The sequence below is a fragment of the Roseovarius sp. 217 genome (assembly GCF_000152845.1).
GTDB lineage: Bacteria > Pseudomonadota > Alphaproteobacteria > Rhodobacterales > Rhodobacteraceae > Roseovarius.
This window is the reverse complement of the sequence record NZ_CH902584.1, coordinates 3,734,315-3,758,930: the sequence shown is the minus strand read 5'-3', so window position 1 is coordinate 3,758,930 and position 24,616 is coordinate 3,734,315. Positions and strand designations below refer to the sequence as shown.

27 protein-coding genes and 1 tRNA gene are annotated in these 24,616 nt (G+C 62.8%); 10 read left to right on the top strand and 18 right to left on the bottom strand.

Translation table 11 applies throughout. The annotated features are described in order from the left end of the window. Window position 1: 1 nt before the first annotated feature. Window positions 2-985 (bottom strand): KpsF/GutQ family sugar-phosphate isomerase, encoded by a 984-nt coding sequence (locus ROS217_RS18040; protein ID WP_009819235.1) that lies wholly within the window; start codon window positions 983-985, stop codon window positions 2-4. Window positions 986-1,190: 205 nt separating this feature from the next. On the opposite strand from ROS217_RS18040, the gene ROS217_RS18035 reads away from it, so the two are divergent. Further along, on the top strand, window positions 1,191-2,414 hold the full coding sequence (locus tag ROS217_RS18035) for an MFS transporter (RefSeq protein ID WP_009819234.1): 1,224 nt from the start codon (window positions 1,191-1,193) through the stop codon (window positions 2,412-2,414). 8 nt (window positions 2,415-2,422) lie between these two features. On the opposite strand, the gene ROS217_RS18030 is transcribed toward ROS217_RS18035, so the two are convergent. The 3 genes from ROS217_RS18030 to ROS217_RS18020 form a co-directional block, all read right to left on the bottom strand. Further along, complete coding sequence (locus ROS217_RS18030; protein ID WP_009819233.1) at window positions 2,423-3,793, bottom strand: glutamate--cysteine ligase; 1,371 nt, start codon at window positions 3,791-3,793, stop codon at window positions 2,423-2,425. A gap of 63 nt (window positions 3,794-3,856) precedes the next feature. After that, the gene (locus ROS217_RS18025; protein WP_009819232.1) at window positions 3,857-4,384 is read right to left on the bottom strand and encodes a hypothetical protein; all 528 of its coding nucleotides are present in this window, start codon (window positions 4,382-4,384) and stop codon (window positions 3,857-3,859) included. Next, window positions 4,381-5,112, bottom strand: a complete 732-nt coding sequence (locus ROS217_RS18020) for a 16S rRNA (uracil(1498)-N(3))-methyltransferase (protein ID WP_009819231.1) — start codon at window positions 5,110-5,112, stop codon at window positions 4,381-4,383. Before ROS217_RS18020 ends, ROS217_RS18025 begins: the two co-directional genes overlap by 4 nt. Before the next feature lie 11 nt (window positions 5,113-5,123). Here ROS217_RS18020 and ubiA point away from each other — a divergent pair, with 11 nt between their 5' ends. The 3 genes from ubiA (at window position 5,124) to ROS217_RS18005 (ending at window position 8,391) form a co-directional block, all read left to right on the top strand. Beyond that, window positions 5,124-6,089, top strand: a complete 966-nt coding sequence (gene ubiA, locus ROS217_RS18015) for a 4-hydroxybenzoate octaprenyltransferase (RefSeq protein ID WP_009819230.1) — start codon at window positions 5,124-5,126, stop codon at window positions 6,087-6,089. A gap of 62 nt (window positions 6,090-6,151) precedes the next feature. Continuing rightward, window positions 6,152-8,059: an OmpA family protein gene (locus ROS217_RS18010; RefSeq protein ID WP_009819229.1), complete on the top strand. Its 1,908-nt coding sequence runs from the start codon at window positions 6,152-6,154 to the stop codon at window positions 8,057-8,059. Beyond that, on the top strand, window positions 8,056-8,391 hold the full coding sequence (locus ROS217_RS18005) for a hypothetical protein (RefSeq protein WP_009819228.1): 336 nt from the start codon (window positions 8,056-8,058) through the stop codon (window positions 8,389-8,391). The genes ROS217_RS18010 and ROS217_RS18005 overlap by 4 nt, the downstream gene beginning before the upstream one ends. Window positions 8,392-8,710: 319 nt before the next feature. Here the strand turns inward: ROS217_RS18005 and ROS217_RS18000 are convergent, their stop codons facing one another. The 5 genes from ROS217_RS18000 to ROS217_RS17980 all read right to left on the bottom strand — a co-directional run bounded on the left by ROS217_RS18000 (window position 8,711) and on the right by ROS217_RS17980 (window position 10,763). Next, on the bottom strand, window positions 8,711-9,187 hold the full coding sequence (locus ROS217_RS18000) for a copper chaperone PCu(A)C (protein WP_009819227.1): 477 nt from the start codon (window positions 9,185-9,187) through the stop codon (window positions 8,711-8,713). Between the two features lie 43 nt (window positions 9,188-9,230). Continuing rightward, window positions 9,231-9,557: a hypothetical protein gene (locus ROS217_RS17995; RefSeq protein ID WP_009819226.1), complete on the bottom strand. Its 327-nt coding sequence runs from the start codon at window positions 9,555-9,557 to the stop codon at window positions 9,231-9,233. A gap of 125 nt (window positions 9,558-9,682) precedes the next feature. Then, window positions 9,683-9,973 (bottom strand): 50S ribosomal protein L28, encoded by a 291-nt coding sequence (gene rpmB / locus ROS217_RS17990; RefSeq protein WP_009819225.1) that lies wholly within the window; start codon window positions 9,971-9,973, stop codon window positions 9,683-9,685. A 303-nt stretch (window positions 9,974-10,276) separates the two neighbouring features. After that, window positions 10,277-10,352: transfer RNA gene (locus ROS217_RS17985), tRNA-Ala, on the bottom strand. Between the two features lie 84 nt (window positions 10,353-10,436). Next, on the bottom strand, window positions 10,437-10,763 hold the full coding sequence (locus tag ROS217_RS17980) for a TIGR02300 family protein (protein ID WP_009819224.1): 327 nt from the start codon (window positions 10,761-10,763) through the stop codon (window positions 10,437-10,439). 113 nt (window positions 10,764-10,876) lie between these two features. Between ROS217_RS17980 and ROS217_RS17975 the strand changes: the two genes are divergently transcribed. Together ROS217_RS17975 and ROS217_RS17970 are read left to right on the top strand one after the other, a co-directional pair. After that, the gene (locus ROS217_RS17975; RefSeq protein WP_009819223.1) at window positions 10,877-11,569 is read left to right on the top strand and encodes a M48 family metallopeptidase; all 693 of its coding nucleotides are present in this window, start codon (window positions 10,877-10,879) and stop codon (window positions 11,567-11,569) included. 30 nt (window positions 11,570-11,599) lie between these two features. Then, window positions 11,600-12,247 carry a GntR family transcriptional regulator gene (locus ROS217_RS17970; protein WP_009819222.1) on the top strand — a complete coding sequence of 216 codons (648 nt, stop codon included), beginning with the start codon at window positions 11,600-11,602 and terminating at the stop codon, window positions 12,245-12,247. Window positions 12,248-12,251: 4 nt separating this feature from the next. Here ROS217_RS17970 and cbiB read toward each other — a convergent pair whose 3' ends face one another. Genes cbiB through ROS217_RS17955 form a run of 3 tightly spaced genes read right to left on the bottom strand, consistent with a single transcriptional unit; the run spans window position 12,252 to window position 14,508 of the window. Then, complete coding sequence (cbiB, locus tag ROS217_RS17965; protein ID WP_040651687.1) at window positions 12,252-13,133, bottom strand: adenosylcobinamide-phosphate synthase CbiB; 882 nt, start codon at window positions 13,131-13,133, stop codon at window positions 12,252-12,254. 14 nt (window positions 13,134-13,147) lie between these two features. Beyond that, on the bottom strand, window positions 13,148-14,131 hold the full coding sequence (cobD, locus tag ROS217_RS17960; protein WP_009819220.1) for a threonine-phosphate decarboxylase CobD: 984 nt from the start codon (window positions 14,129-14,131) through the stop codon (window positions 13,148-13,150). Then, a complete protein-coding gene (locus ROS217_RS17955; RefSeq protein WP_040650727.1) occupies window positions 14,128-14,508 on the bottom strand; it encodes a DUF1636 family protein in 381 nt (126 codons plus the stop codon). Before ROS217_RS17955 ends, cobD begins: the two co-directional genes overlap by 4 nt. A gap of 488 nt (window positions 14,509-14,996) precedes the next feature. On the opposite strand from ROS217_RS17955, the gene gpmI reads away from it, so the two are divergent. The 3 genes from gpmI to ROS217_RS17940 are packed head-to-tail and all read left to right on the top strand — an operon-like array spanning window position 14,997 to window position 18,988. After that, a complete protein-coding gene (gene gpmI / locus ROS217_RS17950) occupies window positions 14,997-16,511 on the top strand; it encodes a 2,3-bisphosphoglycerate-independent phosphoglycerate mutase (protein WP_009819218.1) in 1,515 nt (504 codons plus the stop codon). After that, complete coding sequence (locus ROS217_RS17945) at window positions 16,508-17,647, top strand: murein hydrolase activator EnvC family protein (protein ID WP_009819217.1); 1,140 nt, start codon at window positions 16,508-16,510, stop codon at window positions 17,645-17,647. The genes gpmI and ROS217_RS17945 overlap by 4 nt, the downstream gene beginning before the upstream one ends. A gap of 3 nt (window positions 17,648-17,650) precedes the next feature. Then, window positions 17,651-18,988 carry a S41 family peptidase gene (locus ROS217_RS17940; RefSeq protein ID WP_009819216.1) on the top strand — a complete coding sequence of 446 codons (1,338 nt, stop codon included), beginning with the start codon at window positions 17,651-17,653 and terminating at the stop codon, window positions 18,986-18,988. 159 nt (window positions 18,989-19,147) lie between these two features. On the opposite strand, the gene ROS217_RS17935 is transcribed toward ROS217_RS17940, so the two are convergent. From ROS217_RS17935 to ROS217_RS17915, 5 genes are read right to left on the bottom strand one after another with little or no spacing between them, the layout of a single operon-like run. Further along, window positions 19,148-19,762, bottom strand: a complete 615-nt coding sequence (locus ROS217_RS17935; protein WP_009819215.1) for a hypothetical protein — start codon at window positions 19,760-19,762, stop codon at window positions 19,148-19,150. 34 nt (window positions 19,763-19,796) lie between these two features. Further along, on the bottom strand, window positions 19,797-19,985 hold the full coding sequence (locus ROS217_RS17930) for an aa3-type cytochrome c oxidase subunit IV (protein ID WP_009819214.1): 189 nt from the start codon (window positions 19,983-19,985) through the stop codon (window positions 19,797-19,799). Between the two features lie 36 nt (window positions 19,986-20,021). Beyond that, window positions 20,022-20,474: a DUF6173 family protein gene (locus ROS217_RS17925; protein WP_009819213.1), complete on the bottom strand. Its 453-nt coding sequence runs from the start codon at window positions 20,472-20,474 to the stop codon at window positions 20,022-20,024. A gap of 19 nt (window positions 20,475-20,493) precedes the next feature. Continuing rightward, window positions 20,494-21,537, bottom strand: coding sequence for an MBL fold metallo-hydrolase (locus ROS217_RS17920; protein ID WP_009819212.1), 1,044 nt, complete (start codon window positions 21,535-21,537; stop codon window positions 20,494-20,496). Further along, on the bottom strand, window positions 21,537-23,255 hold the full coding sequence (locus ROS217_RS17915) for an acyl-CoA dehydrogenase (RefSeq protein ID WP_040650724.1): 1,719 nt from the start codon (window positions 23,253-23,255) through the stop codon (window positions 21,537-21,539). Before ROS217_RS17915 ends, ROS217_RS17920 begins: the two co-directional genes overlap by 1 nt. A 130-nt stretch (window positions 23,256-23,385) precedes the next feature. On the opposite strand from ROS217_RS17915, the gene ROS217_RS17910 reads away from it, so the two are divergent. Beyond that, window positions 23,386-24,327, top strand: coding sequence for an L-threonylcarbamoyladenylate synthase (locus ROS217_RS17910; protein ID WP_009819210.1), 942 nt, complete (start codon window positions 23,386-23,388; stop codon window positions 24,325-24,327). Here the strand turns inward: ROS217_RS17910 and ROS217_RS17905 are convergent. Further along, window positions 24,324-24,614, bottom strand: coding sequence for a Dabb family protein (locus ROS217_RS17905; protein ID WP_009819209.1), 291 nt, complete (start codon window positions 24,612-24,614; stop codon window positions 24,324-24,326). The two genes, ROS217_RS17910 and ROS217_RS17905, sit on opposite strands and share 4 nt — an antisense overlap. Window positions 24,615-24,616: the final 2 nt, after the last annotated feature.

Genomic DNA, 24,616 nt, shown 5'->3' with positions numbered 1-24,616 from the left:
GTCACGCCACCCCGGCGCGGAGCGCATCATGGATATGCACAAGCCCGCAAAGCTGCCCGGACTCGTCCACGGCAAACAATGCGCTGATCTTGTTGGTGTTCATCACCCCCAAAGCCTCTGACAAGAGAGCATCCGGCAAAATGCTGCGGGGATTGCGGGTTGCCACCTCTCCGGCGGTGCGCGCCATCAGGTCCGACAGGTTCCGGCGCAAGTCACCATCGGTGATCACCGCCAAGAGCCGACCATCCTCGACCACCGCCGCCACACCAAAGCCCTTGGCGGTCATTTCCAGCAATGTCTCCCCCATCGGTGTGCTCTCGCGCACGACCGGCAAGGCATCGCCGCGATGCATCACCGACGACACCCGCAACAGCTGCGCGCCCAAGGTGCCACCGGGATGAAACGCCAGAAAATTCTCGCGCTCGAACCCGCGCAACCGCATCATCGCCACGGCCAGCGCATCGCCCAGTGCCAGCGTGCAGGTCGTGCTCGTGGTGGGGGCCATGCCGATGGCACAGGCTTCGGGCGCGTTCGGCAGGGTGAGCAGGAAATCCGCCTGCTGCCCCAGGGTGCTCTCGGCCTTCTTGGTAATGGCAATCAAGGGAATCGCGAACCGGCGGCAATGCGCGATGATATCGGCCAACTCGCGGGTCTCGCCGGAATTGGACATGAGGATCACCGCATCCTCGCGGGTGATCATCCCCAGATCGCCGTGGCTGGCCTCGCCGGGATGGACATATTGCGCCGGAGTTCCGGTGCTGGCCATGGTGGCGGCGATCTTGGCGGCGATATGACCGGACTTTCCCATGCCCGAGACGATCACCCGCCCCCGCACCTCCAACAGCCGCGCCACAACCGCGTCAAAGTCACTGGGCAGGGCTGCCCCCATCGCGGTCAGGGCCTCGGCCTCGATTCGGATGACGTCGCGGGCAATCTCACTCGGGGTCTCGCTGTGAGCCTCGGTATGGGTCTTGGCGGTAGACATGGGCGCAGCCCTCCTTTTGCGCCAACTGTTAGCGTGTCATGCGCCCGGGGCCAAGCGGAGGATGCTGATTTGCGGCAAAATGAACCCTGCGAAACTGTGGCATTCACCCTGCTGAAAATACTCCGGGGGGTCCGGGGGACAGCGTCCCCCGGCGCGTGCGATTTTGTGGCTGGTAAGCGTCTGCGCGCCGCCCTATCGTCGCGCCATGAACGCCGACGCCGCCCTTCTCGACAGCCGCTATGCTTGGACACGCCTTGCCGTGTCGCTGGCCATTGCCACGATCGGCAATGTCGGCATGTGGTCGATCATCGTCGTGATGCCCGCCATGCAGGCCGAGTTTGGCGTCGACCGCGCGGCGGCCTCGATGCCCTATACTTTGACCATGATCGGCTTTGCGCTGGGCAATCTCGGGATTGGCCGGGTGGTGGACCGCTACGGCGTAACAACAGCCCTGATCGGCGCGGCGATCCTGATTTCCTGCGCCACGGCGCTAGCCGCGATCAGCCCCACGGTGCTGATCCTGTCGGCGCTGCAATTTCTCATCGGATTCGGCACCGCCGCGAGCTTTGGCCCGCTCATCGCCGACATCTCGCTCTGGTTTCTCAAACGACGCGGCATCGCGGTGGCGATCACCGCCAGCGGCAACTATCTCTCGGGCGCAATCTGGCCGGTGATCCTTGCGGGGATCTTGTCAGAGCAGGGGTGGCGGGCGGTCTATATGGTGCTGGCCGTGGTGACCGTGGCGGGGGTGATCCCCTTGGCCCTGCTCCTGCGCCGCCGGGTGCCGCTTGCGGCGCGCGCCCATGCCGATAGCCTCTCTTCGGCCCGCGCCGGGGCCACAGGCCTCTCGCCGCGCACTCTGGCCCTGCTCTTGGGCCTCGCCGGGGTTGGTTGCTGCGTGGCCATGTCGATGCCGCAGGTCCATATCGTCAGCTATTGCGTCGATCTGGGCTACGGCCCCGCTGTGGGCTCGCAGATGCTGTCGCTCATGCTCTTGGGGGGCGTCGCCTCGCGCATTGTCTCAGGCCTGCTCGCCGACCGTTTGGGCGGCGTGCGCACGCTCTTGATCGGCTCGGCGCTGCAGTGTCTGGCGCTGTTCCTTTATCTGCCCTCGGGTGGTCTGACCTCGCTCTATATTGTGAGCCTCGTCTTCGGACTGGCGCAGGGCGGCATCGTGCCCAGCTATGCCGTCATCGTGCGGGAATACATGCCCAGTGCCGAGGCGGGACGCCGCGTGGGCTTTGTGATGATGGCAACCATCGCCGGTATGGCGTTAGGGGGCTGGATGACGGGCTGGATCTATGATCTGACCGGCAGCTATCACATGGCGTTTCTCAACGGCATCGCGTGGAACTTCCTCAACATCGGGATCATCGTGTTGATCCTGCTGCGCACCCGGACGCGGACCGGCAGCGCCCTGCCGGCGTGATCCACCTGTCAGTAGCTGTAGTCGGCGTAAATCCGGCTCAGATCGCCCTTCCAATCGCCGTTGTAGCGGTCGAGCAATTCATCGGCCGGGGTCTTGCCGGTCTCGACGCTCTCGCGCAGCGCATTGAGGAAATGCGTCTCGTCCGGGATCATGCCGCCACCGCCCGACCGCGCGCGCGCCTTCAGACCGGCCTCAGAGATATTGAGCACCGCGCGGGCCAGTTCATGCATATGGATGTCGCCCACCCGCGCCTGCAACCCGTCCACACTGGCCGCCACCCGCAGCGCATCGCGCGTCTCGGCATCCCAGCCCTTGCAGATGTCCCAAGCGGCATCGAGCGCGGCTTGGTCATACATGAGGCCGACCCAAAAGGCGGGCAGTGCGCAGAGCCTGCGCCACGGGCCGCCATCGGCCCCCCGCATCTCCATGAATTTCTTGATCCGCGCCTCGGGAAAGGTGGTGGTCAGATGATCGGCCCAATCGCTGAGCGTCGGTTTTTCACCGGGCAGGGCCGGCAATTCGCCCCGCAGGAAATCGCGGAACGACTGCCCCAGAGCATCAATATACTTGCCATCGCGATAGACAAAGTACATCGGCACATCGAGCGCATAATCGGCATAGGCCTCAAAGCCAAAGCCCTCTTCGAACACAAACGGCAACATGCCGGTGCGCGCCGGGTCCAGATCGCGCCAGACCCGCGCGCGCCAGCTCTTGTGCCCATTGGGCTTGCCCTCGAAGAACGGCGAATTGGCGAAAAGCGCGGTCGCCACCGGCTGCAACGCCAGCGCCACGCGCAGTTTCTGCACCATATCCGCCTCAGAGGCAAAATCGAGATTGACCTGCACGGTGCAGGTCCGGCGCATCATGGTGCGGCCCATGGTGCCGACTTTCTGCATATAGCTGTCCATCAGCTTGTACCGGCCCTTGGGCATCAGCGGCATGTCGTCATGCATCCAGACCGGGGCAGCCCCGAGCCCGATAAAGCCCACGCCCACCTTGTCGGCGATGTCCTTGACCTCGCGCAGGTGGTCGTTCACCTCGTCGCAGGTCTGATGAATTGTCTCCAGCGGCGCGCCGGACAACTCCAGTTGCCCGCCCGGCTCGAGGCTGACATTGGCCCCGTCCTTTTCCAAGCCGATGAGCTTGCCACCCTCTTCCACAGGGGCCCAGCCGTGCCCATCGCGCAGCCCTTCGAGGACCGCCAGAATACTGCGCGGTCCCTCATAGGGGATAGGGCGCTGCGTGTCCTTGCAATAGCCGAACTTCTCGTGCTCGGTGCCAATGCGCCAATCTTCCTTGGGTTTGCAACCACTTGCCAGATATTCGGCCAGTTGCTCATGGCGTTCGATCGGCCCGCCGCCGGATTGTGGGATGGACATGTTCGGGCCTCCTGATCAGGGCATTGTCTCGGGCGACACAGTTGGCGTCAAACGCTCGGACTGTCAATGCAGCCTAAGGTGCGAGGCCGCGGTTTGCGTTTTCTGCCAGATCACAGTCGGGTGATCGGGCAGGCGGCGCATCTGTGCCAGCATATGCTCGGTGCGCAGGCCGGGCAGGGCGGCAAAGGCGTCAAAGAGCGCCTCCGCCCCTTCGGCGGTCAGCGGGATATGCAGCGCGGGCGCGCCCTGCGTGCTCAGCACCCAATGCGCGGGCTGCCCCGTCGGATCGAGCGTCAGCGCCTCAAGATCGCGGATCGCCACCACGCCCCCCGTCAGCGGCCCGAAATAGGCGACCTGTCCCTCATCCACCTGCACCACGCCGGGACCGCCCGCGCCCGCCCGAAACCGCGCCCGTTGCAGACCCATCAGCAGAACCGCCCCGGCAAGGATCAAGAGCGCATAGCCCAGCCATTGCAGGAGGCCGTAGCTGCCAATCCCCCACCAGAGCCCAAGCGCGGTGAGCCCGAGCCCGCTCACCACCTCGCGCCAGCGCCAGAGGGCGGCGCGTGCCTCGGCGCGCATAAAGCTCATGTCCAGTCCCCCAAGCTATTTTGCCAGAGCGTCATCGCCGCCACCGCCGCCGTATCGGCGCGCAGGATACGCGGCCCGAGGCTGACGGCATGCGCCTGCGGCAGCGCGGCCAGACGCGCGCGCTCGGCCTCCGAAAACCCACCCTCGGGGCCGATCAGAATGGCCCAAGGCGCGCCGCGGGGCAGATCGCGGCCCAGCCCCTCCGCGCACCCCGCCAGCGCCTCATCGCAGAACATCACCTGCCGCGCCTCCGGCCAATCCGCCAGCATCCGGTCCAGCCGGTGCAAATCGCTGACCTCGGGCACATAGGTGCCGCCGCATTGCTCTGCGGCCTCGACGGCATGCGCTTGCAAGCGATCCTGTCTGATCCGCTCGGAATTTGTAAACTCGGTTTGCACCGGGATGATACGGGCGGCCCCCATTTCAGCGGCTTTCTCGACGATAAAATCGGTGCGCGCCTTCTTGATCGGCGCGAACATCAGCCACAGGTCGGGCGGATCACGCTGCGGTGCTGTCTGTTCCGCGATCTGCAAAATGCCCCCGCGCTTGCCCGCCTCGATCACCTCGGCGCGCCATTCCCCGGCCTCACCATTGAACACCAGAACCGCATCGCCTACGCCCTGCCGCATCACCCCAAAGAGGTAATGCGCCTGAGGCTGGCTCAGAGGAATGGTTTGCCCTTCCCCCAACGGGTGCTCTAGATAAAGCCTGATCTTCGCTGCTTTCATGGGGCCAACATATGACCGCAAAGAACCAGACGCCAGAGGCCACGGGGCAGGTGGCCGATGCCTATGCTGGCAATTGGGTGGACCGTCTCGCCCCTGCCGCCACACGCCCCTATCTGCGGCTGGCGCGCGCGGACCGGCCCATCGGCACATGGCTCCTGCTCTTGCCCTGCTGGTGGGGGCTGACACTGGCCATGCTCTCGGACGGGCAGGCGGGCTGGCATGATCTCTGGATCTTCACAGGCTGTGCGCTTGGGGCCTTTCTCATGCGCGGCGCGGGCTGCACCTGGAATGACATCACCGACCGGCATATCGACGGGTCCGTGGCGCGCACCGCCTCGCGCCCGATTCCCTCGGGTCAGGTCACGGTGCGTGGCGCGCTGATCTGGATGGCGACTCAGGCGCTGATCGCCTTTGCCATCCTCCTGACCTTCAACACCGCCGCGGTTGCCCTGGGCGTGCTGTCGCTCCTGCCGGTGGCGGTCTATCCCTTTGCCAAACGCTTTACATGGTGGCCGCAGGTCTTTCTCGGCCTTGCCTTCAACTGGGGCGCGCTCCTCGCCTGGACCGCCCACACCGGGCAGCTGGAGGCCCCGGCGGTGATCCTCTATTTCGCGGGCATCGCCTGGACGCTCTTTTATGACACGATCTATGCCCACCAAGACGCCGAGGACGATGCGCTGATCGGCGTGAAATCCACCGCGCGGCTCTTTGGTGACAACTCGCCCCGCTGGCTGCGCTGGTTTCTGGTGGCGACAGTGTCGTTGATGGCCGTGGCGGTCATTCTTGCGGTGCCTGACGCGCGGCTGACCGCACTCCTTCTGGCGCTCTGCGGCCCTTGGGCGATGGGTTGGCATATGCAGCGCCAGATGCGCCACTTGCGTCTTGACGATACCGCGCGGTTGCTTCAACTCTTTCGCTCGAACCGTGACGCAGGCCTCTTGCCTGTGCCGTTTTTTGCCGTTGCCTGTTTGCTGTGATTGAACTCACCCCGCCGCACGCCTAAAGACGTGGGCAGCACTCATAAATTGGCCATTGCCCGATGCGTTTATCATCCGCCTTCACGATCGCAGGAACTTTTGCCGGCGCAGCGGTGCTTGCGGTCGTCGCCGCTGGCTTTGCCGTCAGCGCCATCGAGGATAGCTCGCGCCGTGCCGTGCGTGACACGCTCGACCGCGCGGGTCTTGTCTGGGCCGATGTCGACAGCGACGGACTCCAGCTTTTCCTCGCGGGCACCGCCCCCTCCGAGGCGACCCGCTTCAAGGCGCTTTCGCTCGCGGGCACCGTGGTCGATGCCGCGCGGGTGATCGACCAGATGCTGGTGCAGGATGCGGCCGATATCGCGCCGCCGCGCTTTGCCATCGAAATCCTGCGGAATGACAGCGGCATCTCTCTGATTGGCCTCGTCCCCGCCGCCACGGACCGCGACAAACTTCTGGCGGATATCGCCTCTGCGACCAATGACGTGCCTGTGGCCGACCTGCTGGACGCCGCCGATTATCCCTATCCCGAAACCTGGCCCGATGCGCTGCGCTTTGCCGTGCGCTCGCTGGGCAAACTGCCCCGGACCAAAATCTCGGTGAGCGCTGAGCGCGTTGAGATCACGGCCATGGTCGACAGCCCCGAGGCGCAGCGCCAGATCGAGACAGAGCTGGCCCGCAGCGCCCCGGACGATGTGCGCCTTGCGCTCGCCATCTCGGCGCCCCGACCGGTGATCACGCCCTTTACCCTGCGCTTCGTGATCGACGGGACAGGCGCGCGGTTCGATGCCTGCTCCGCCGATACCGACGAGGCGCGCGACCGTATCCTGCGCGCGGCCGGCAAGGCGGGCATGCAAAAGCGGACCGATTGTGTGGTTGGCATGGGCGTGCCCTCGCCACAATGGGCACGTGCCGCCGAACTGGCGATTGCGGCCCTCGCCGACCTCGGCGGTGGCTCGATCACCTTCTCGGATGCCGATGTCGCCCTTCTCGCCCCCGAAGGCACCCCGCAAAGCGACTTTGACGATGTCGCAGGCAAGCTCGAGGCCGATCTGCCCGATGTCTTCGCCCTGACCGCGACCCTGCCGCCGCCCCCCGATACCGCAGAACCCGTCGCGCCTGAATTTGTGGCCACGCTCTCGCCCGAAGGCCAAGTGCTGATTCGTGGCCGCGTCGGCAGCGAAACCAGCCGCGAAACCGTGCGCAGCTTTGCCAAGGCGCGGTTTTCGTCCAATGCGGTGCATCTGACCGCCCGCGTCGCCGAGGGCCTGCCGCGCGACTGGTCCATCCGCGTTTTGACCGGGCTCGAGGTGCTGTCTTATCTGTCCAACGGGGTCGTCACTGTCACCCCCGACAATCTCAGCGTCCAAGGCAACACAGGCCGCAAAAGCGCCAGCGCCGAAATCGCCCAGTTCCTCTCGGACAAATTGGGCGGAGCCGAGAAATACTCGATCGACGTGACCTATAAAAAGGCGCTCGATCCGGTGGCAGGCCTGCCAACGCCAGACGAATGCGAGGCGCAGATCGCCGAGATCCAATCCACCCGCAAGATCAACTTCGAACCGGGATCGGCCACCATCGACGCGCAGGGTGCCGCGATCATGGATGACATCGCCGACATCCTCAAAGACTGCGGCGAAATTCCCATGGTGATCGGTGGCCATACCGACAGCCAGGGCCGCGAAGAAATGAACGAGCAGCTCAGCCTCGCCCGCGCCCGCGCCGTGCTGGATGAATTGCGCCTGCGCCGGGTGCTCACCTCGTCGATCGACGCCAAGGGCTACGGCGAGAGCACCCCCATCGCCGACAATGAGACCGAAGCGGGCCGCGAGACCAACCGGCGCATCGAATTCCGCCTGATCCGGCCCGAGCCGGTGCCAGATGAGCAAACAGCGCTTGAAAGCCTCGAAGAACCGGGGGAAGAAGGGACTGAGGCCGAAGAGACCACGCAGGACCAACCCACCGAATGAACAGAACCGAATTTATCATCGCGACCGCCATCGTCCTCTTTGTGGCGTTTTGCATGGGCTGGTTCGCCAATTGGCTGGTGCATCGCTTCATCCGTGTGCCGGGGTCTGATGTCGGCGAACTCGAACGCATGGCGCAGGAACTTCACGAGGCTGAAGAAACCCGCGATCAGGCGATCACCTATCTGCAACAGCGCGAGGCGGAGCTGACCAACCAGATCAGCCAGACCGAGGCCGAATTGGCCGCCACAATGGACGGTCTGCGCGAGGCCCGCTACGAGGCCGAGCAATTGCGCTCCCATCTCGACAAGGTCGCCGGTCGCGCGGTGGGCTGATCCGCGAGAGTGTCCCGGCGCGCATGGGACTTCTCTGGTCAGTCTCGGCGTGTTGCTGACGATGTCCCCATGCGGTAAGCCGCGCGGTCGCTGGGCCGGGGACTAGCGATGCAACGGCGGCAACTGCCCCTTAATGCAAGCAAACTCCGTATGACTTCAAAGAGATGCACTACATCTCAAAATCGCTAGGCCGCGGGACGGCCCAGCGATCGCGCGGCGCCCTTCGGGCTTGATTCCGCGCATAAGCGCTTGAGGCCAACGTCAGCAACAGGCCCCTCTGCGCCCACTCACCCTTGACGCTCACTCAGGTTGTCGTGGCTCAGTTCCCGGTCCCATGGCCTTTGCCATGACCGTCTTCCGGCTTGCGCGTCAAATCGACAGGCACATCAACCACGATCTCTCCGGACTTTTCAAAGACCAGCGTCAGCGGCACGATCATGCCCTGCTCGAAACTCTCCGTCAGACCCATCATCATCACATGCGCCCCACCACGCTGCAACACCAGCATCTCTCCGGCTGGCACCGCAAAGCCTTCCTCGACATGCACCATCTTCATCACGCCACCCTCTTCGATATGGGTGTGCAACTCCACCTTCTGTGCGGCGGGAGAGGCAGCGCCGATCAAACGATCATCGGCATCGCCGATATTCTCGATCAGCATAAAGGCCGCGCCGGTCTTGGCCGTCGGGCTGGCGCTGCGGGCATAGGTGTCAAGCACGTGAATTTCCTGCGCCAGAGCGGGCGCGGCAAGGGCGGTTGCGGCAAGCGCCGCGAATAGCTTGGATGTGAGAGACATCAGTCGCTCCTTTCAGGTCTGTGTGTCAGTAGTGGCGTGGGGGTCAGACCGCCAAGGGCGGTGCCCGTGCGACGCCCGCAGGCAGGCTGCGTGTCACCACATCCGAGATGACCGTCGTGAGCGAAAGACGCCGCGCGGGCGCGTGCCACTCCGTCAGGACAGGGCGCGCCTCCAGAACCACGGCAAACCCCGGCAGGCAATCCGGGCAGAGATGCGGTGTGACGACGGGCTGGCCCTCACCATCCACTGTGACCGTCACAGGACCAGTTCCGGTGCAGAGCACGATCTCGCCCACGGGCTGTGCGGCCCCGCGCGCCACGGCAAGGCTCTGGCTCGTCAGTGCCAGAAGCAGGCAAAGGCCCAAGGCCATTATCGGGCGATGCTGTCTCATGGGACCGAGATATAGGCCCGCACCGTCACGCTCGGCAAGCGACAAACGCAAACAGCCCCGCCACATTGGGCAGGGCTGCACGCCAGTCTTCTAGATCACAGGCCTCAGGCGACGACGGCCTGTGCCTTTGCAATCTCTTTCTTGACCTTCAGCGCGGTGGCCGACAGCTCGTCGTCCTTGGCCTTGGCCAGAAATGCATCCAGACCACCACGATGATCGACGCTGCGCAGGGCATGCGCCGAGATCCGCAGCTTGATGCCGCGATTCAGGGTCTCGGATTGCAGGGTCACGTCGTTCAGGTTCGGCAGATACCGACGACGTGTCTTGTTATTGGCATGGCTGGAGTTGTTGCCAACCATCGGGCCTTTTCCAGTCAGTTCACAGCGGCGCGACATGGGGTCATCCTCGTTCTTGCTGAGGGCGCGTGCTGGCCCTTCTTAACACAAACGGGCACCACCACAGGCAGCGCCCCGAATTCCGTTTGGGGTCTTTAGGCCCAAACCGCAGGCGCGTCAAGGGATTCTCCCGCCGAATTTCCCGCAATTCCACGTCTTTCGTGGACTGTATTTCAGCGGCTCGCCCCAGACGCGTTTGACGAGAGCGTTTATCGCAGGATGAAACGCAATTGGCAAAGAACCGCCCGCGCGCCTGTGTCGCCCGCTGACTTATGTGCAGAAAAAAGTGTGGAGTTGCGGAATTGGTGGAGCCTAGGGGGATCGAACCCCTGACCTCTTGCATGCCATGCAAGCGCTCTCCCAGCTGAGCTAAGGCCCCAATTCCGTATGGCCCTCAGGCCGTGCGCCGCTCTCTAAGCAAAGCGGCGGGCGGGATCAAGTGGAAAATCCCGCCCCAGGATCATTAAAGATCGTTGTCGTCCGAGGCCACATCGGCGATGTCGTCAAGCGACACATCCTCGTCCTCGTCATCCTCGAGCAGATCATCATCCAACTCGACATCGACGTCATCATCATCCAGCAGATCGCCATCATCATCAATGACGCTCCCGGACTTCAGCTTCTTCGTTTCCGCATCCTCGGCATCGGGTGTCATCGAGCGGGTCTTGCTCGTGGACAGCTCCACAACCTCGCCCGTGTAGGGGCTGACGATCGGGGTCTTGTTCAGGTCGTAAAAGCGTTTGCCGGTGGTCGGGCAGATACGCTTGACGCCCCATTCTTCTTTGGGCATGGGTGATCCCCTTTGAATCTCTGGACTTGTCGATGATCCGCGTCCCCTGCCATAACATTCAACAGCTGTCAAAGCCTTTGACAGAGACACCCGGACCCTAATCAGGAGGTCATATGGGCCATCACGTGCTTGCGGGCAACCCCCCTGTTGAGCTCTGCCTGCGCCGCAGCCCAAGAGCGCGGCGGATTTCGCTGCGCGTATCGGGTCTCGACGGGCGGGTCACGTTGACGATTCCGCGCGGCGTGACCGAGGCCGAGGCACTGGCCTTTGCCCGCTCACGGGCGGATTGGCTGCGCAGCCACCTGTCCGAGCGGCCCGATCACAGGGTCGTGGGGCTTGGCTCCGATCTTCCCGTCGAAGGCGAGACTTTGCTCATCGTGCCCGGCACCGGGCGGCGGGTGACGTGCGCGGCGGCGCAGATCTGCGTGCCCGGCCCGGCTGATACCGTCGCCGCGCGTCTCGAAGGCTGGCTCAAGGCGCGCGCCCGCGACCGGCTTGCGGCGGCCTCGGATCATTACGCGGGCCTCTTGGGGCGGCGCTACACCCGCCTCACCCTGCGCGACACGCGCTCGCGCTGGGGGTCGTGCTCCTCCACCGGCGCGCTCAGCTATTCCTGGCGCCTGATCCTGGCCCCGCCCAAGGTTCTAGAGTATGTGGCCGCCCATGAAGTGGCGCATCTGGCGCAGATGAATCACTCGGCCGCGTTCTGGTCCGAGGTCGCGCGCCTCATGCCCGACTATGAAACCCCGCGCGGCTGGCTGCGCCGCGAAGGCAGCGCGCTGCATCGCTATCGTTTCAGCGATTGACCGACGCGCGATTTGTGATCACATAGCGCTATGTTGCTCCCACCGCGCCCCGATCCCTCTCCCTCGGCCCATGACCGCGTCTATCGCGGCCTGCGCTCGCGCATCATGCATGGCGAGATCGCCCCCGGTCAGGCCCTGACCCTGCGCGGCATTGGTGCCGAATTCGGCGTCTCCATGACCCCGGCGCGCGAGGCCGTGCGCCGCCTCTCCGCCGAGGGGGCGCTCACGATGTCTAGCTCGGGTCGCGTGTCCACACCGGAACTCAACAGCGAGCGGATCGAAGAATTGGCCGCCCTGCGCTCTCTGATCGAGGTGGAGCTGGCCAGCCGCGCCTTGCCACGCGCCCATATCGCGCTCATCGACCGCCTCCAGAGCATCAACGCCCGCGTGTCCGAGGATATCGCCCGTCAGGACGCGGTGGCCTATATCCGCCGCAATCTTGAATTTCACCGCACGCTCTATCTGCGCGCCCAAGCGCCGGCCATGCTGGCTATGGCCGAAACAGTCTGGCTTCAGCTTGGCCCCACCATGCGCGCCCTCTATGGCCGTCTGCGACGCAAGGATCCGCCGCATTATCACCGCCTCATCATCGCCGCGCTCAAGGCGGGGGACGAGCCCAGCCTGCGTCTCGCGGTGCGCTCTGACGTGACCCAAGGGCTCAAGATGCTGATTGGTTGACCGTCTAGATCGCCAGGGCCAGCGCGCCCGCCACCACCACCGCAGCGCCCCATGTCCGCCAGAGCGCACGGCAGGAGGCCTCGATCTCGACGGCCCCGATGTCGCGCTGTCCGTCCGCATTGACATAGGGAAACTCCTGCCGCGCGCCGTGATAAGAGCGCGGGCCGGACAGGGCCACGCCTAGGGCCCGCGCCATCGCCGCCTCTGGCCAACCGGCATTGGGCGAACGGTGGTGCCGCGCCTCCTGCGCGACCTGATCCCACTGCGACCAGATCCCATGCGTCGCAAGAATGAGCCCCGCCGTCAGCCGCGCGGGAACCAGATTGAGCAGATCGTCAAACCGCGCCGCCGCCCAGCCGAACGCCTCATGCCGTGGCGTCCGATACCCGATCATACTGTCAGCGGTGTTGGTGATCTTGTAGAGCAAGAGCCCCGGCAGCCCCCCGATGAGAAACCAGAATGCCGGGGCAATGACCCCGTCGCTCAGATTTTCCGCCGCTGATTCGATGGCTCCGCGCGCCACATCGGACGCCTCCATTGCGCCGGTATCGCGCCCCACGATCTGCGCCACCGCGCGGCGTCCGTCCCCCAAGGAGATCCGCAGATCGCGGGCCACCGCGGCGACATGATCCACCAGCGACCGTTGCGCCAGCACGATCGCAGCGACGATGACCTCCACCACCGGACCCGCTTGCGTAAGGGCCCAGCCCAGTCCGAGAGCCAGCAGTCCGAGGCCGGCCATCGCCGCCACGCCGCGCGCGCGCCGCAGCGCCCCGCGATTGAGCACCCGGTCGCACCAGCCCACCGCCCGCCCCATCAAAACCGCCGGATGCGGCACCCTGTCCCAGAGCAAGCGCGGCTCCCCCAAGGCCGCATCAAGCAGCATGGCCAGCACAAGCGTCACAGCGCGGCCTCAAGCCGCGCCCAGCCATCCGGCCCTGGCAGGCCCAGCCGAATCAGATCCTCCGCATAGGGAAACACCCGGCCCAGAATCCGCCGCTCCGCCAGCCGGGTCTGCCACTGCGCCGCCGACCTCACCCGGTAGAGCCGAAACAGGGCACAGCCGCCCACCGCTTCGGCCCCCGCGCGCCACATCAAGGCATCAAGACGCGCCGCCTCTTCATTCAGCCGCACCCGCGTCTCGCGCGCCCAAGCTGAATCGCAGAGCGCCCGCGTCCCGATCTCCAGCGCCGGACCGGAGACCGCCCAAGGTCCCTGCATCTCTGCCAAACGCTCCAGATCCCCCGGCGTCCCGATGGCAAAGCCGAGCCGCAGACCAGCCAAGCCCCAGAACTTGCCAAAACTCTTGAGCACGATCACCCCCGGCACCGTCGCATGGCGCAGCAGCGACCGCTCCGGGGCCACATCACAGAAGCTCTCGTCGATCACGGTCAGGGCGGCACCCAGATCCTCCGTCCCGTAAAACTGTCCTGTCGGATTGTTCGGATGCACGATCACCCGCGCCTGCACGGGTTCCTCGGTGTGGCGCTCCTCGATCACCTGCCACCCATGGGCGCGAAAACTGGCGGCATGTTCATTATAGGTGGGGCCGGGAATATGCACCACACCCGGCGCGTGCAGCCCCGGCAACCGCGCGATCAGCGCCGAGGCGCCGGGGGCGGCCAACACCGATACCCCGTCCGGCACCTGCCAAAAGTCGCGCGCGGCGCGGATCAGCGCCTCTTGCGCGCTGCGGTCGGGCAGGGCGCTCCAAGCCTCCGAGGATACCTCACCCACCGGATAGGGCAGGGGATTGATCCCGGTCGACAGGTCGAGCCACTCCGCCCGCGTCCCGCCGTATTGCGCCAGAGCCGCATCAATCCCCCCGCCATGATCCCGGCCCACATGGTCCCGGCCCCCATGATCCCGACCCAAGGACGTCATGTCTCGGGCTCAGAGGGCAAGGGCGGGTGGCGGGTCACGAAATGCCCTTTCACGCCCTGCGGCCATTGTTTGTAGCGCACTTGGCCGGTGCTGCTCTCGGCATGCAGGCCGGCATAGGTCACAATCGCCTCCGCCGCCTCGGCGTCAGGGGGGAAATTGCCCAGCGTATAGGCCAGTTTGCCCGCGCCTTGGATGGCCACATTGCACCCTTGCCCACAGCCCATCAGGCAGGAAACCCGCCGTGTGCGAATATCCGCGCGCCCCTGTGCGGCGCGTTCGATCAGTTCGGCCAGATCTTCGCCATGCGGGCGCGCATCTGTGGTGGCGTCCCAATCCTCGCGCTTGCAGGTGTCGCAGATGGTGATCCAGCTTGTCATCGGGCGCCTTTCCTTGTTCGCAGGCCCGTTCAAGCGGAATTCCGCACAATCCGCAAGGTCTCCGCGCTGCAAAGCCTTGCCAGACGATGGCCCGTTCCGCCTTGGTAAACCATGCGAGGGTCATGGCCGGACAGGCGGCGACATCTTCAGGCACGATTGCGTCGCGATCCCGGCGGTCAAGGTCAGACCGGGACCGGGCCGCATAAGCGCAGCCACCCTTTGCCGGGTGGACCGACATCAGCATCAAGACGCCGCAAATCCAGAAGAGGAGAATCGCTGTCATGGTGCCAGCTTGATGGGGTCAGGTTAACATCAGGTTAGCGCGGCGGGCATGGCGCGCTTTTGCCTCGTGGAACGCGGGCTGCCGGATGTGTACAAAACCCGCGTACACAACGGACATCCTGTACACACAGACACAGGGCCGCAAAGCCGCTTCACCCTGCGGTCCCAACAGGCTAGAAGGCGGCAACACCACGCTTGGAGAGAGTATGCCCAAACCCGTCGTTCTGTGTATCCTCGATGGCTGGGGGCTCAGCGATTGCCCCGATGCCAATGCCCCGCATCTGGCAAAAACCCCTGTTTTTGATAGGCTTATGGCCTCATGCCCGCATGCGACCCTGATCACACACGGGCCGGACGTCGGTTTGCCGCGCGGCCAGATGGGCAATTCAGAGGTTGGTCACACCAATATCGGCGCGGGCCGGGTGGTGGCCATGGATCTAGGCCAGATCGACTTGGCGATAGAAGATAAATCGTTCTTTGAAAACAAACAGTTACAAGCCTTTATTCAGAAAATGAAGTCGACCGGCGGGCGCGCGCATTTGCTCGGATTGATGTCGGATGGCGGAGTTCACGGTCATATCAATCACATCGCCGCAGCGGCCAAAGCCCTGACCGACGCAGGTGTTCCGGTGCTCTTGCATGCGCTCACTGATGGCCGCGACGTGGCCCCAAAGTCGGCACGGGTTCAACTTGAAAAACTACGTGAAATCATGCCATTGGAGGTCACAATTGCTACGGTGACCGGGCGCTATTTTGCACTGGACCGCGACAATCGCTGGTCCCGCGTGCAAGAAGCCTATGAGGCCATCGTCTTGGGTCGAGGTCTCCGCTGCGCCGATCCGCGCATGGCGATCAGCAACGCCTACGCCCGCTTTGAGACGGACGAATTCATCTCCGCCACGGTGATCGGCGAGTATCTCGGCGCCCGCGACGGCGACGGTCTCTTCTGCCTTAACTTCCGTGCAGATCGTGCGAGGGAAATCCTCCAAGCTATTGCTGATCCAGAGTTTTCTGCCTTTGAGCGTGGCGCCCGCCCGAACTGGGCGGCCCTTCTGGGGATGGTGGAATATTCCGAGACGCACAACGCGTGGTTCGAAACCGTCTTTCCATCGCGCGACATCGTCAACACTCTTGCAGAGTGGGTAGCGCAGAGCGGGCTGCGCCAGTTTCACTTGGCAGAAACCGAGAAATATCCGCATGTTACCTTCTTTCTGAACGGCGGCAAGGAACATCCCGAACCCGGCGAAGACCGCTATATGGCGCCTTCGCCAAACGTCGCGACTTACGATCTCAAACCCGAAATGTCCGCCGAAGAAGTCACGACCCGACTCGTCGCGGCGATCCGAGGACGCTACGATCTGATCGTCGTCAACTATGCCAACCCCGATATGGTCGGCCACACCGGCGATCTCAAAGCCGCAATGGCCGCCTGTGAAGCCGTGGACAAGGGCTTGGGCCGCGCGATTGAGGCGCTCAATGAGGTCGGGGGCACGTTGATCGTCACGGCCGATCACGGCAATTGCGAGGTGATGGTCGATCCCGAAACCGGCGGGCCCCATACGGCCCATACCCTCAATCCCGTGCCGGTCATTCTGGTGGGCGGACCCAAGAATGCAACTTTACGGCAAGGTGGGCGGCTTGCCGATCTGGCCCCCACGGTTCTCGAACTTATGTGCCTTGAAAAGCCTGAGGAAATGACCGGGGAGACACTTTTGACATGAGGCGCTTTTCGACTGCGCTTGGTCTGTTCCTGCTCTGCAGCTTGGCTGTGCCGACTGCGGCACAGGACCCCGCCGCAGCGGCGCGGTCAGCCGCAGAACAGCTCAATCGCGCCGCAGAGGCTCTTGCGGACGCTGAGGGCGCGCAAAACCGCGTCAAAGCGCTGACACAGGTGATCAAAGCCTACGAGGACGGGCTCGAAGCGATGCGCGACGGGCTGCGCCGGGCTTCCGTGCGCGAGCGTGCCCTTGGCGCTGAATTGCAAGCCCGTGAGGATGAGATCGCTCAGCTACTCGGCGTGCTCTCGACGATGGGAAATGCCCCGGTGCCGGTGCTCCTGATGCACCCCTCAGGTCCGGTGGGTACGGCGCGCGCGGGGATGATCCTGTCCGAAGTCGCGCCAGCTCTTGACTCCCAAGCCCTCGCGTTGCGCGATCAGGTTCAGGAACTGAGTGTGCTGCGCATATTGCAACAAAGTGCCGCCGACACGTTACAAGAGGGTCTCGAGGGTGTGCAAGAGGCGCGCACAGCGCTCAGCACCGCCATGGCGGAACGCACAGATCTGCCACGCCGCTTCACCGAAGACCCGGTTCGGACGGCGTTGCTGATTGCATCGACCGAAACCCTCGAGGGATTTGCCAGTGGTCTCAGTCAGATAGCGGTTGACGAGGCCGTGGGCAGCCTGCCTGATATCACGGCACGCAAGGGCTCCCTGCCACTGCCCGCCGAGGGGATCATCCTGCACCGCGCAGGCGAAGCCGATGCCGCAGGGGTCGTGCGACCCGGCATCCTGCTGGCCACCCGCCCACGCGCGCTTGTGACCGCTCCAAGTGCGGCCACAGTGCGGTATCGCGGCCCCTTGCTCGACTACGGAAATGTGATCATTCTGGAGCCGCAGGCCGGAATTTTGCTGGTGTTTGCAGGTCTCGATGTTGTTTATGGTCAGGCAGGGCAAGTCCTGCCGGATGGAAGCCCGGTCGGCCTGATGGGCGGAGCGGGGACCGAGGGCGATCTGCTGCTTGCCGCCGATGCGCAGGATACGGGTGCCAGACGAACACAAACGCTCTATATAGAGGTCCGGCAAGACAATTCTCCAGTGGACCCGCTCACGTGGTTCAAGACCGATAAGGATGGTTGAGATATGAAAAGATTCCTGATGGCTGCCTCCGTTGGCATTCTGACCGGCGCGGTGGTGACGACGCAGGTGGCCGCACCGCTGCTGGCGCAGGAGGCCGAAACGACAGAAAACGTCTACGAACAGCTTGATCTCTTTGGAGATATTTTCGAACGTATCCGCGCGCAATATGTCGAAGAGGTTGAGACAAAGGATCTGATTGAGGCGGCGATCAACGGAATGCTGACGTCGCTCGACCCACATTCCAGCTACCTCTCGCCTGATGACGCTGAGAACATGCAGGTACAGACGCGCGGCGAATTTGGTGGTCTTGGCATCGAAGTCACGCAAGAGGACGGTTTCGTCAAAGTCGTCTCGCCGATGGATGGCACTCCGGCGGATCAAGCGGGGATTGAGGCGGGTGATTTCATCACCCATGTTGATGGCGCGAGCGTGCTGGGTCTTACGTTGGACGAGGCGGTGGATCTGATGCGTGGCCCAGTGGGCAGCGAGATCATCATCACCGTCGTACGCGAAGAAACTCCAGAGCCCTTTGATGTCTCAATCATCCGTGACACGATCAAGCTTACGGCGGTACGCGCCCGGGCAGAACAGGATGCGGTTGTCCTGCGTGTGACCACCTTCAACGATCAGACCTATGCCAATCTTGAAAGCGGGCTGGCGGAAAAGGTCGAGGAACTGGGCGGCGCGGACAAGGTCAGCGGCATCATTCTTGACCTGCGCAACAATCCTGGTGGTCTTTTGACTCAGGCGATCAAGGTTTCCGATGCCTTCCTCGACAAGGGCGAGATCGTGAGCACCCGTGGACGTAACCCACAGGATGGCGAGCGGTTCAACGCCACGCCGGGCGATCTTGCCAATGGCAAACCCATCGTAGTGTTGATCAATGGCGGTTCAGCCAGTGCCTCAGAAATCGTTGCAGGGGCGCTGCAGGACCACCATCGCGCGATCGTTGTCGGCACGAAAAGCTTTGGCAAAGGGTCGGTCCAGACGGTCATGCCGCTGCGTGGCAATGGCGCGATGCGCTTGACAACCTCACGCTATTACACGCCATCAGGCAGATCCATTCAGGCGCTCGGCGTAAGTCCGGATATCCTCGTGGAACAGCCCCGCCGCGCACCGGAGACGGAAGAGGAAGAGACAAGCACGCCGCCGGGCCGCTCTGAGGCGGATCTGCGTGGACGTCTTAACAACGACAGCCTAACCGAGGATGAGATCAAGCAGATTGAAGAAGATCGTGCCCGCGCCGAACAGGCGTCGAAACTGCGCGAAGATGATTATCAACTGGCCTATGCCATTGATATTCTACGTGGATTGTCCGTGATGGGCGGCGGCCAAAACTAGCCCGTTGCCAACACACGGCAAAACCCCGCCCGAGATAAACGGGCGGGGTTTTTAAGTCTTTCAGGATCAGAGTGCAGGACGATTTTGCCTGCTGGATGTGAATTCATTCACCATAAGACCCGGTCTTGACCCTCGCACGAGATAGAACCATGCCGGGCGCTACTGTGCCTTTGCGCGCTCCGGGTCCCACGCTGCAAGGACGTTTGAATTGTCATCATCATCATATTCGTAGAGCGTTTCCCCGGTAACTCCGGGAACTTTCGCAAACTCGTCAGCTGTTTTGCGCGGCAGCCAAGAGCTGCTCACCTGTCCGGCGAAAAGTTCGGCTAGGATTTGAGACGTTGCCAAAGAACATTGCGCCTGCGGTACAGGACCGGCAGCTTTGACAAGCTGCATAGCGCGTTCGGCCAATTGTGGAGAAACATCAAGACGCTGGATCTGAACCCGGTAGGTCTTGCGCGCGTGATAGCGGGTGTAGACATCCTCGACGGCAGGCGTGATTCCAAAGAGCACATCATTGCGCTCAGGCAAGTGCTTGCCTTTGTTGAAGGACCCAGCAGGATCAAAGATGACGCGTTGCGATCCATTGATCATGAGGGATGTATGCGCACCCGATCCGTTGTTGTTGTTGATCATCGTATAGACAGTCAGGCTCGGGGGACCATCATGGCGATAGGCTGCGCGGGCCACCTCTTCATCCGGCGCCCATACCGATTCCGCGGCACAGCCCGCAAGCGTCAGAGAGGCGGCAACCGCCAAAGCCAAAGACCGCATCACTTCCCCTCGGCCCGGAACCGCTCTTGACCTATCAACCGTTGACCGCAGCAATGAAGAGGAGAACCGCAATACATACCACAGCCGTATAGGTCACCCATTTGATGAAACCATCAAAGGTCTTTTCCTGAACGTCGATATTCATGTCGCCATGTTTATGCTCGGCCATCACGCGCGTGTCCTTTGCTGCTTGCAGTACGAATTCCGCCGTTGGATAGCCCATTTGAAAGACCCTGTCACGTCCCAAGCTGCCGCAGGCTTAGGCTTTGTTCAGATCTTCGGCGAGGCGAAATCCGATACGTTTCGGCTCTGCTGTTTCGATCTGTTTGGGCAGGGCGCGAAGCATCACGCTGAGCTGGCCCACATGTTGCACCAACTGGGTGCGCATGCCCATTTGATCCTGCCCGTAAAAGGTTATGATGTCGGGCTCAAAATACCCCATCCCCTCGATCCGGATCACGCCGCTGTCGCTGCCGGCAAATCCCATCGCGACCTCATGTGCCTCGTCGAGGGATTTCTCGAAATTCTCAATGTAGAGAATCAATCTCTCATAGGCCCATTGCGCCTGACTCTTGCCTGCCATCAGCCCTTGAGAAAGGTCCAGGGCCGCCGTCTGGATACAGGGTTGATTGGGGTCGGAGTGTACCTCATGAACACGGGGCATTGCGTCGGCCTCGGCATGTTCCGCCGTCGTTTGAATCTTGTCGTCCATCGGACAAAAGCCTTCCGAATTAATTGCCCTTCATCTGCCAGAGCCAAGCCTCATCTGCGCGGCGCCAACGCGTTATTTCTCCAGCGTGACGCAAATGATTGAGATGCGCAACGGCCTCGACAAGGGCTAGCCCATAGGTGCCTCCGTCGATCCGACGCTTGAAGAGAAGTGGAAAGCACTCGGCTGCAGTGCGCGGTTCTGTCAGAAAACTGCGCAACCGGTCGAGCGCGCCGTGGTGATTGTCACGCAATTGTTGCATGCGAAAGGGCAAGCCGGTGAAAGGCAGCTTGTGCCCCGGTAAGACCAAATGCTTGTCGCGGGCATGAGCGGCCAGCCGGTCACAGGCAGCGAGCCAGTCGGCCAGCGGATCGGCCTCTGGCTCGGTTGGATATACGCCAATATTGGGACTGATAGATGGGAGAATCTGATCCCCCGCAATGACCAGATTGTCTTCGCGAGACCACAGAGTGATATGCTCGGGTGCATGTCCGCCCCCCATGTGGACGTCCCAATCGCGCCCCCCTGCGCGGATGACCTCACCGTCTTGGACGCGGGTATACCCAACCGGAATTGGGGCGCAAATATCCGAGAAGTTGTAGGGGCGTTCCGCCTTGCGCGTTTCATAGATGTCAGGGTCCATGCCACCTGCACGCGAAAACGCAAGCGCCTGAGGGGTCGGTCGGTCCTCGACGTCAAGGATCAACATGCGCGCCATCAGCCAACTGGTGCGCGATGCCCAGAGCGTGGCCCCGAACCGATCCATCAACCAGCCGGCCATGCCGATGTGATCAGGATGGTGATGGGTCAGGATCACCCGGCTGACAGGGCGACCCTGCAAGGGGCCAACAAGTATATCCTCCCAGAGCGCCACGCTCCGTTTGGAGGAGATGCCCGTGTCGACGATGGTCCAACTGTCACCCTCATCCAAGGCATAGATATTGACGTGATCGAGGACCATGGGCAGGGGCAGTCGTAGCCACAAGACGCCCGGCGCGACCTGTGTAGCGCTGCCGGCGGCAGGGGCATCTTCCCAAGGGCTGTGTATGATCTGTCCGCCATCCATCAGGCTGCAAAATCCTCTGCGGTTAGCGCATAGAGATCATCAGCTCCTTGCGCTGCATGGGCCAGAAGGCCAGCATGTTCGGGCAGTAGCCGCATAATATAGAACCTTGCGAGCCGAGTGCGGGGGCCATCGCCCCCCTCGGCCAGTGCCGCCTTGAGGTGAAAATGTGCGCCTAGGACACGCGCAAACCCGCGCAGAAATGGCGCTGCACCGGCAAAACGGTGGTTCAGATCCTTTTGCCCCAGCATCCATTCCACCGTCTCGCGCAGTGTTTCGGAGGCTTGCCAAACGGGTTCGGCCAGTCCGGGCAGGCTGCTACGGGCCGTTTCGGCCTGCGCTTCGATTTCATCCAGGATTGCGTGCGCAGCCTCGCCACCATCCATCAGCTTGCGGGCAGCCAGATCCATGGCCTGAATACCGTTGGTGCCCTCGTAGATCGCCGTGACACGCACGTCGCGATAATATTGCGCCGCGCCAGTTTCCTCAATAAAACCCATGCCGCCATGCACCTGCACTCCCATTTCGGCCATAGCAATGCCGGTGTCGGTGCCAAATGCCTTGGCAATGGGCGTAAGGAACGCCGCGCGCGAAGACCAATGCGCCTTGCCGGTGGAGGTCTGCATGTCGATGGCCTGCGCGCAGGCCAGTGCGATGGCACGAGCGGCAAAAATGTCGGCTTTCATGGTCGCCAGCATTCGGCGCACGTCGGCATGTTCTATGATGCTACCCGTACCCGCCTCGCTGGGGGTGCGCCCCTGTTTGCGGTCCATCGCATAGGCGAGCGCGTGCTGATAGGCCCCTTCAGCAACGCCGATGCCCTGTCCCCCAACGCCCAGCCTTGCATTATTCATCATGGTGAACATCGCGCGCATGCCGTCATGCGGTTTACCCACCAGCCAACCGGTTGCCCGATCATACTGCATGACTGCCGTAGGGCTGCCATGCAGGCCCATCTTGTGTTCCAGACTGACCACCTTGAGGCTGTTTTGTTTGCCAGGATTGCCGCTTTCATCGGGGATGAATTTAGGCACGAGAAAGAGGCTGATTCCCTTGGTCCCTTGCACGCCATCCGGCAGGCGGGCGAGCACAAGGTGACAAACGTTCTCAGTAAAGTCATTGTCGCCCCAAGAGATATAGATTTTTTGCCCAGTGATCGCGTAGGTTCCATCGGCGTCGGCCTCGGCCTTGGAACGCAATGCGCCCACATCGGACCCGGCCTGCGGCTCGGTCAGGTTCATAGTGCCAGACCATTCGCCACTGACCAGTTTGGGCAAGTAAACCGCCCGTAGTTCGTCAGAGGCGTGATGCTCCAACGCCTCGATTTGCCCTTGCGTCATCAAGGGGTTGAGTTGCAGCGAGAGACACGCAGAGGACATCATTTCGTTGACTGCTGCGGTCACGGTCATCGGAAGACCCATGCCACCATGATCGGGATGCGCACTAATGGACACCCAGCCCCCGTCAGCTATGGCGCGATAGCCCTCGGCATAGCCCGGCGAGGTGCGCACGACGCCATTTTCGAGTCGGGCGGGGTGCAGGTCCCCCTTGCGTTGCAGCGGATAGAGCACTTCTTCACACATCCGCCCCGCTTCGGACAGGATTGCGGCTGTCACGTCCGGTGTGGCTTCGGCAAAGCGATCAGTCGCGACCACCTGAGCAAGATCGACGATATGGTCGAACAGGAACTGATACTCTTCAACCGGTGCGCGATACGGCATTGAAATCTCCTGAGACTGCCGGGGCGTCTTGGCACCATCGCCCGACCCCTGTATGAAATCTATCCTGATCCTAGCGTAATCCATCGCGGCGCACCTTCAACTGCTACGCCGCGTCAGAAAGGCCTCTTCGTTGCAAACGCGCTCTCTTTCCCCCGATCCGGCCGGATTTGCAAGCGCCGCAGAGATCTGGCGCGCAGGCGGTCTCGTAGCCTTTCCAACCGAGACGGTTTACGGTTTGGGGGCTGATGCACGCAACGATCTGGCCGTAGCGCGGATATTCGAGGCCAAGGGACGGCCTAGGTTCAACCCGCTGATCGTGCATGTTGAGAGTGCCGCAATGGCGCAAACATATGTCGAGTGGTCGGATGCTGCGGAAATCCTCGCCTCCGCGTTCTGGCCCGGTCCCCTAACGCTCGTGTTGCCGATTCTGCCCGGTTGTGGGCTTTCCCGCCTTGTGACTGCGGACTTGCCAACGCTCGCAATTCGCGTGCCTGCACATCCCATAGCACATGCTTTGCTGGCAGAGTTTGGTGGTCCTGTGGCGGCGCCCTCTGCAAACCCCTCAGGCCGGATCAGCCCGACTTCGGCAGAACATGTTCTGGCAGGTCTCTCTGGCCGGATTGAGGCCGTGTTAGACGGCGAGGCCTGTCCGGTGGGCGTGGAATCAACCATCGTCGGCCTCGCAGGCGAGCCCACTTTGTTGCGTCCCGGAGGGATCCCAGGCGAAGTGCTCGAAGCGGCTTTGGGCGTGCATCTGGAACTCTATCAAACAGGCGATGCGCCTGTCGCGCCGGGGCAGATGCACTCACATTACGCCCCCGGTGTGCGCGTGCGATTGAATGCGACTGATCGGCAGGAGGGTGAAGTATTGTTGGGCTTTGGCCCGATCGACGCTGATCTCAATCTATCGCCGTCCGGCGATCTGGTAGAGGCTGCGGCCAATCTCTTTGGTCATTTGCATGCGCTGGATGCACTGGATGTCGCGGGTATCGCAGTTTCTCCAATTCCGGACATCGGGCTTGGGCGTGCAATTAATGACCGGCTGCGACGTGCGGCCGCACCGCGGCCCTAGTCAGACTTGAAGTCCGCAGCGATGCGCAATTCGCGCAAGGGGCGAACCAAGGCAATGCAATCGGCGTAAATCGGATCCGCCTTATAGGCGGCGAGGGCCGTTTCATCCGTGAATTCGGCATAGACCACCAAATCAACCCGCTCGGCTGAGATGGCATCGCTCTGAAGGTTGCGCCCCACCTCGAAATGGGTGGAATGCGGAATGCTGGCGAGCATCATCAGACCCTCGCGAATGCGCTCAACGTCATCCGGGTTGGTGGCGGAAAAGAATACGATATGGCGAATCATGT

What these genes read in the sequence shown, in the direction of transcription:
- ROS217_RS18040 (WP_009819235.1), bottom strand. Translation starts at nt 985, where the DNA reads ATGTCTACCGCCAAGACCCATACCGAGGCTCACAGCGAGACCCCGAGT.
- ROS217_RS18035 (WP_009819234.1), top strand. Translation starts at nt 1,191, where the DNA reads ATGAACGCCGACGCCGCCCTTCTCGACAGCCGCTATGCTTGGACACGC.
- ROS217_RS18030 (WP_009819233.1), bottom strand. Translation starts at nt 3,793, where the DNA reads ATGTCCATCCCACAATCCGGCGGCGGGCCGATCGAACGCCATGAGCAA.
- ROS217_RS18025 (WP_009819232.1), bottom strand. Translation starts at nt 4,384, where the DNA reads ATGAGCTTTATGCGCGCCGAGGCACGCGCCGCCCTCTGGCGCTGGCGC.
- ROS217_RS18020 (WP_009819231.1), bottom strand. Translation starts at nt 5,112, where the DNA reads ATGAAAGCAGCGAAGATCAGGCTTTATCTAGAGCACCCGTTGGGGGAA.
- ubiA (WP_009819230.1), top strand. Translation starts at nt 5,124, where the DNA reads ATGACCGCAAAGAACCAGACGCCAGAGGCCACGGGGCAGGTGGCCGAT.
- ROS217_RS18010 (WP_009819229.1), top strand. Translation starts at nt 6,152, where the DNA reads ATGCGTTTATCATCCGCCTTCACGATCGCAGGAACTTTTGCCGGCGCA.
- ROS217_RS18005 (WP_009819228.1), top strand. Translation starts at nt 8,056, where the DNA reads ATGAACAGAACCGAATTTATCATCGCGACCGCCATCGTCCTCTTTGTG.
- ROS217_RS18000 (WP_009819227.1), bottom strand. Translation starts at nt 9,187, where the DNA reads ATGTCTCTCACATCCAAGCTATTCGCGGCGCTTGCCGCAACCGCCCTT.
- ROS217_RS17995 (WP_009819226.1), bottom strand. Translation starts at nt 9,557, where the DNA reads ATGGCCTTGGGCCTTTGCCTGCTTCTGGCACTGACGAGCCAGAGCCTT.
- rpmB (WP_009819225.1), bottom strand. Translation starts at nt 9,973, where the DNA reads ATGTCGCGCCGCTGTGAACTGACTGGAAAAGGCCCGATGGTTGGCAAC.
- ROS217_RS17980 (WP_009819224.1), bottom strand. Translation starts at nt 10,763, where the DNA reads ATGCCCAAAGAAGAATGGGGCGTCAAGCGTATCTGCCCGACCACCGGC.
- ROS217_RS17975 (WP_009819223.1), top strand. Translation starts at nt 10,877, where the DNA reads ATGGGCCATCACGTGCTTGCGGGCAACCCCCCTGTTGAGCTCTGCCTG.
- ROS217_RS17970 (WP_009819222.1), top strand. Translation starts at nt 11,600, where the DNA reads ATGTTGCTCCCACCGCGCCCCGATCCCTCTCCCTCGGCCCATGACCGC.
- cbiB (WP_040651687.1), bottom strand. Translation starts at nt 13,133, where the DNA reads ATGCTGCTTGATGCGGCCTTGGGGGAGCCGCGCTTGCTCTGGGACAGG.
- cobD (WP_009819220.1), bottom strand. Translation starts at nt 14,131, where the DNA reads ATGACGTCCTTGGGTCGGGATCATGGGGGCCGGGACCATGTGGGCCGG.
- ROS217_RS17955 (WP_040650727.1), bottom strand. Translation starts at nt 14,508, where the DNA reads ATGACAAGCTGGATCACCATCTGCGACACCTGCAAGCGCGAGGATTGG.
- gpmI (WP_009819218.1), top strand. Translation starts at nt 14,997, where the DNA reads ATGCCCAAACCCGTCGTTCTGTGTATCCTCGATGGCTGGGGGCTCAGC.
- ROS217_RS17945 (WP_009819217.1), top strand. Translation starts at nt 16,508, where the DNA reads ATGAGGCGCTTTTCGACTGCGCTTGGTCTGTTCCTGCTCTGCAGCTTG.
- ROS217_RS17940 (WP_009819216.1), top strand. Translation starts at nt 17,651, where the DNA reads ATGAAAAGATTCCTGATGGCTGCCTCCGTTGGCATTCTGACCGGCGCG.
- ROS217_RS17935 (WP_009819215.1), bottom strand. Translation starts at nt 19,762, where the DNA reads ATGCGGTCTTTGGCTTTGGCGGTTGCCGCCTCTCTGACGCTTGCGGGC.
- ROS217_RS17930 (WP_009819214.1), bottom strand. Translation starts at nt 19,985, where the DNA reads ATGGGCTATCCAACGGCGGAATTCGTACTGCAAGCAGCAAAGGACACG.
- ROS217_RS17925 (WP_009819213.1), bottom strand. Translation starts at nt 20,474, where the DNA reads ATGGACGACAAGATTCAAACGACGGCGGAACATGCCGAGGCCGACGCA.
- ROS217_RS17920 (WP_009819212.1), bottom strand. Translation starts at nt 21,537, where the DNA reads ATGGATGGCGGACAGATCATACACAGCCCTTGGGAAGATGCCCCTGCC.
- ROS217_RS17915 (WP_040650724.1), bottom strand. Translation starts at nt 23,255, where the DNA reads ATGCCGTATCGCGCACCGGTTGAAGAGTATCAGTTCCTGTTCGACCAT.
- ROS217_RS17905 (WP_009819209.1), bottom strand. Translation starts at nt 24,614, where the DNA reads ATGATTCGCCATATCGTATTCTTTTCCGCCACCAACCCGGATGACGTT.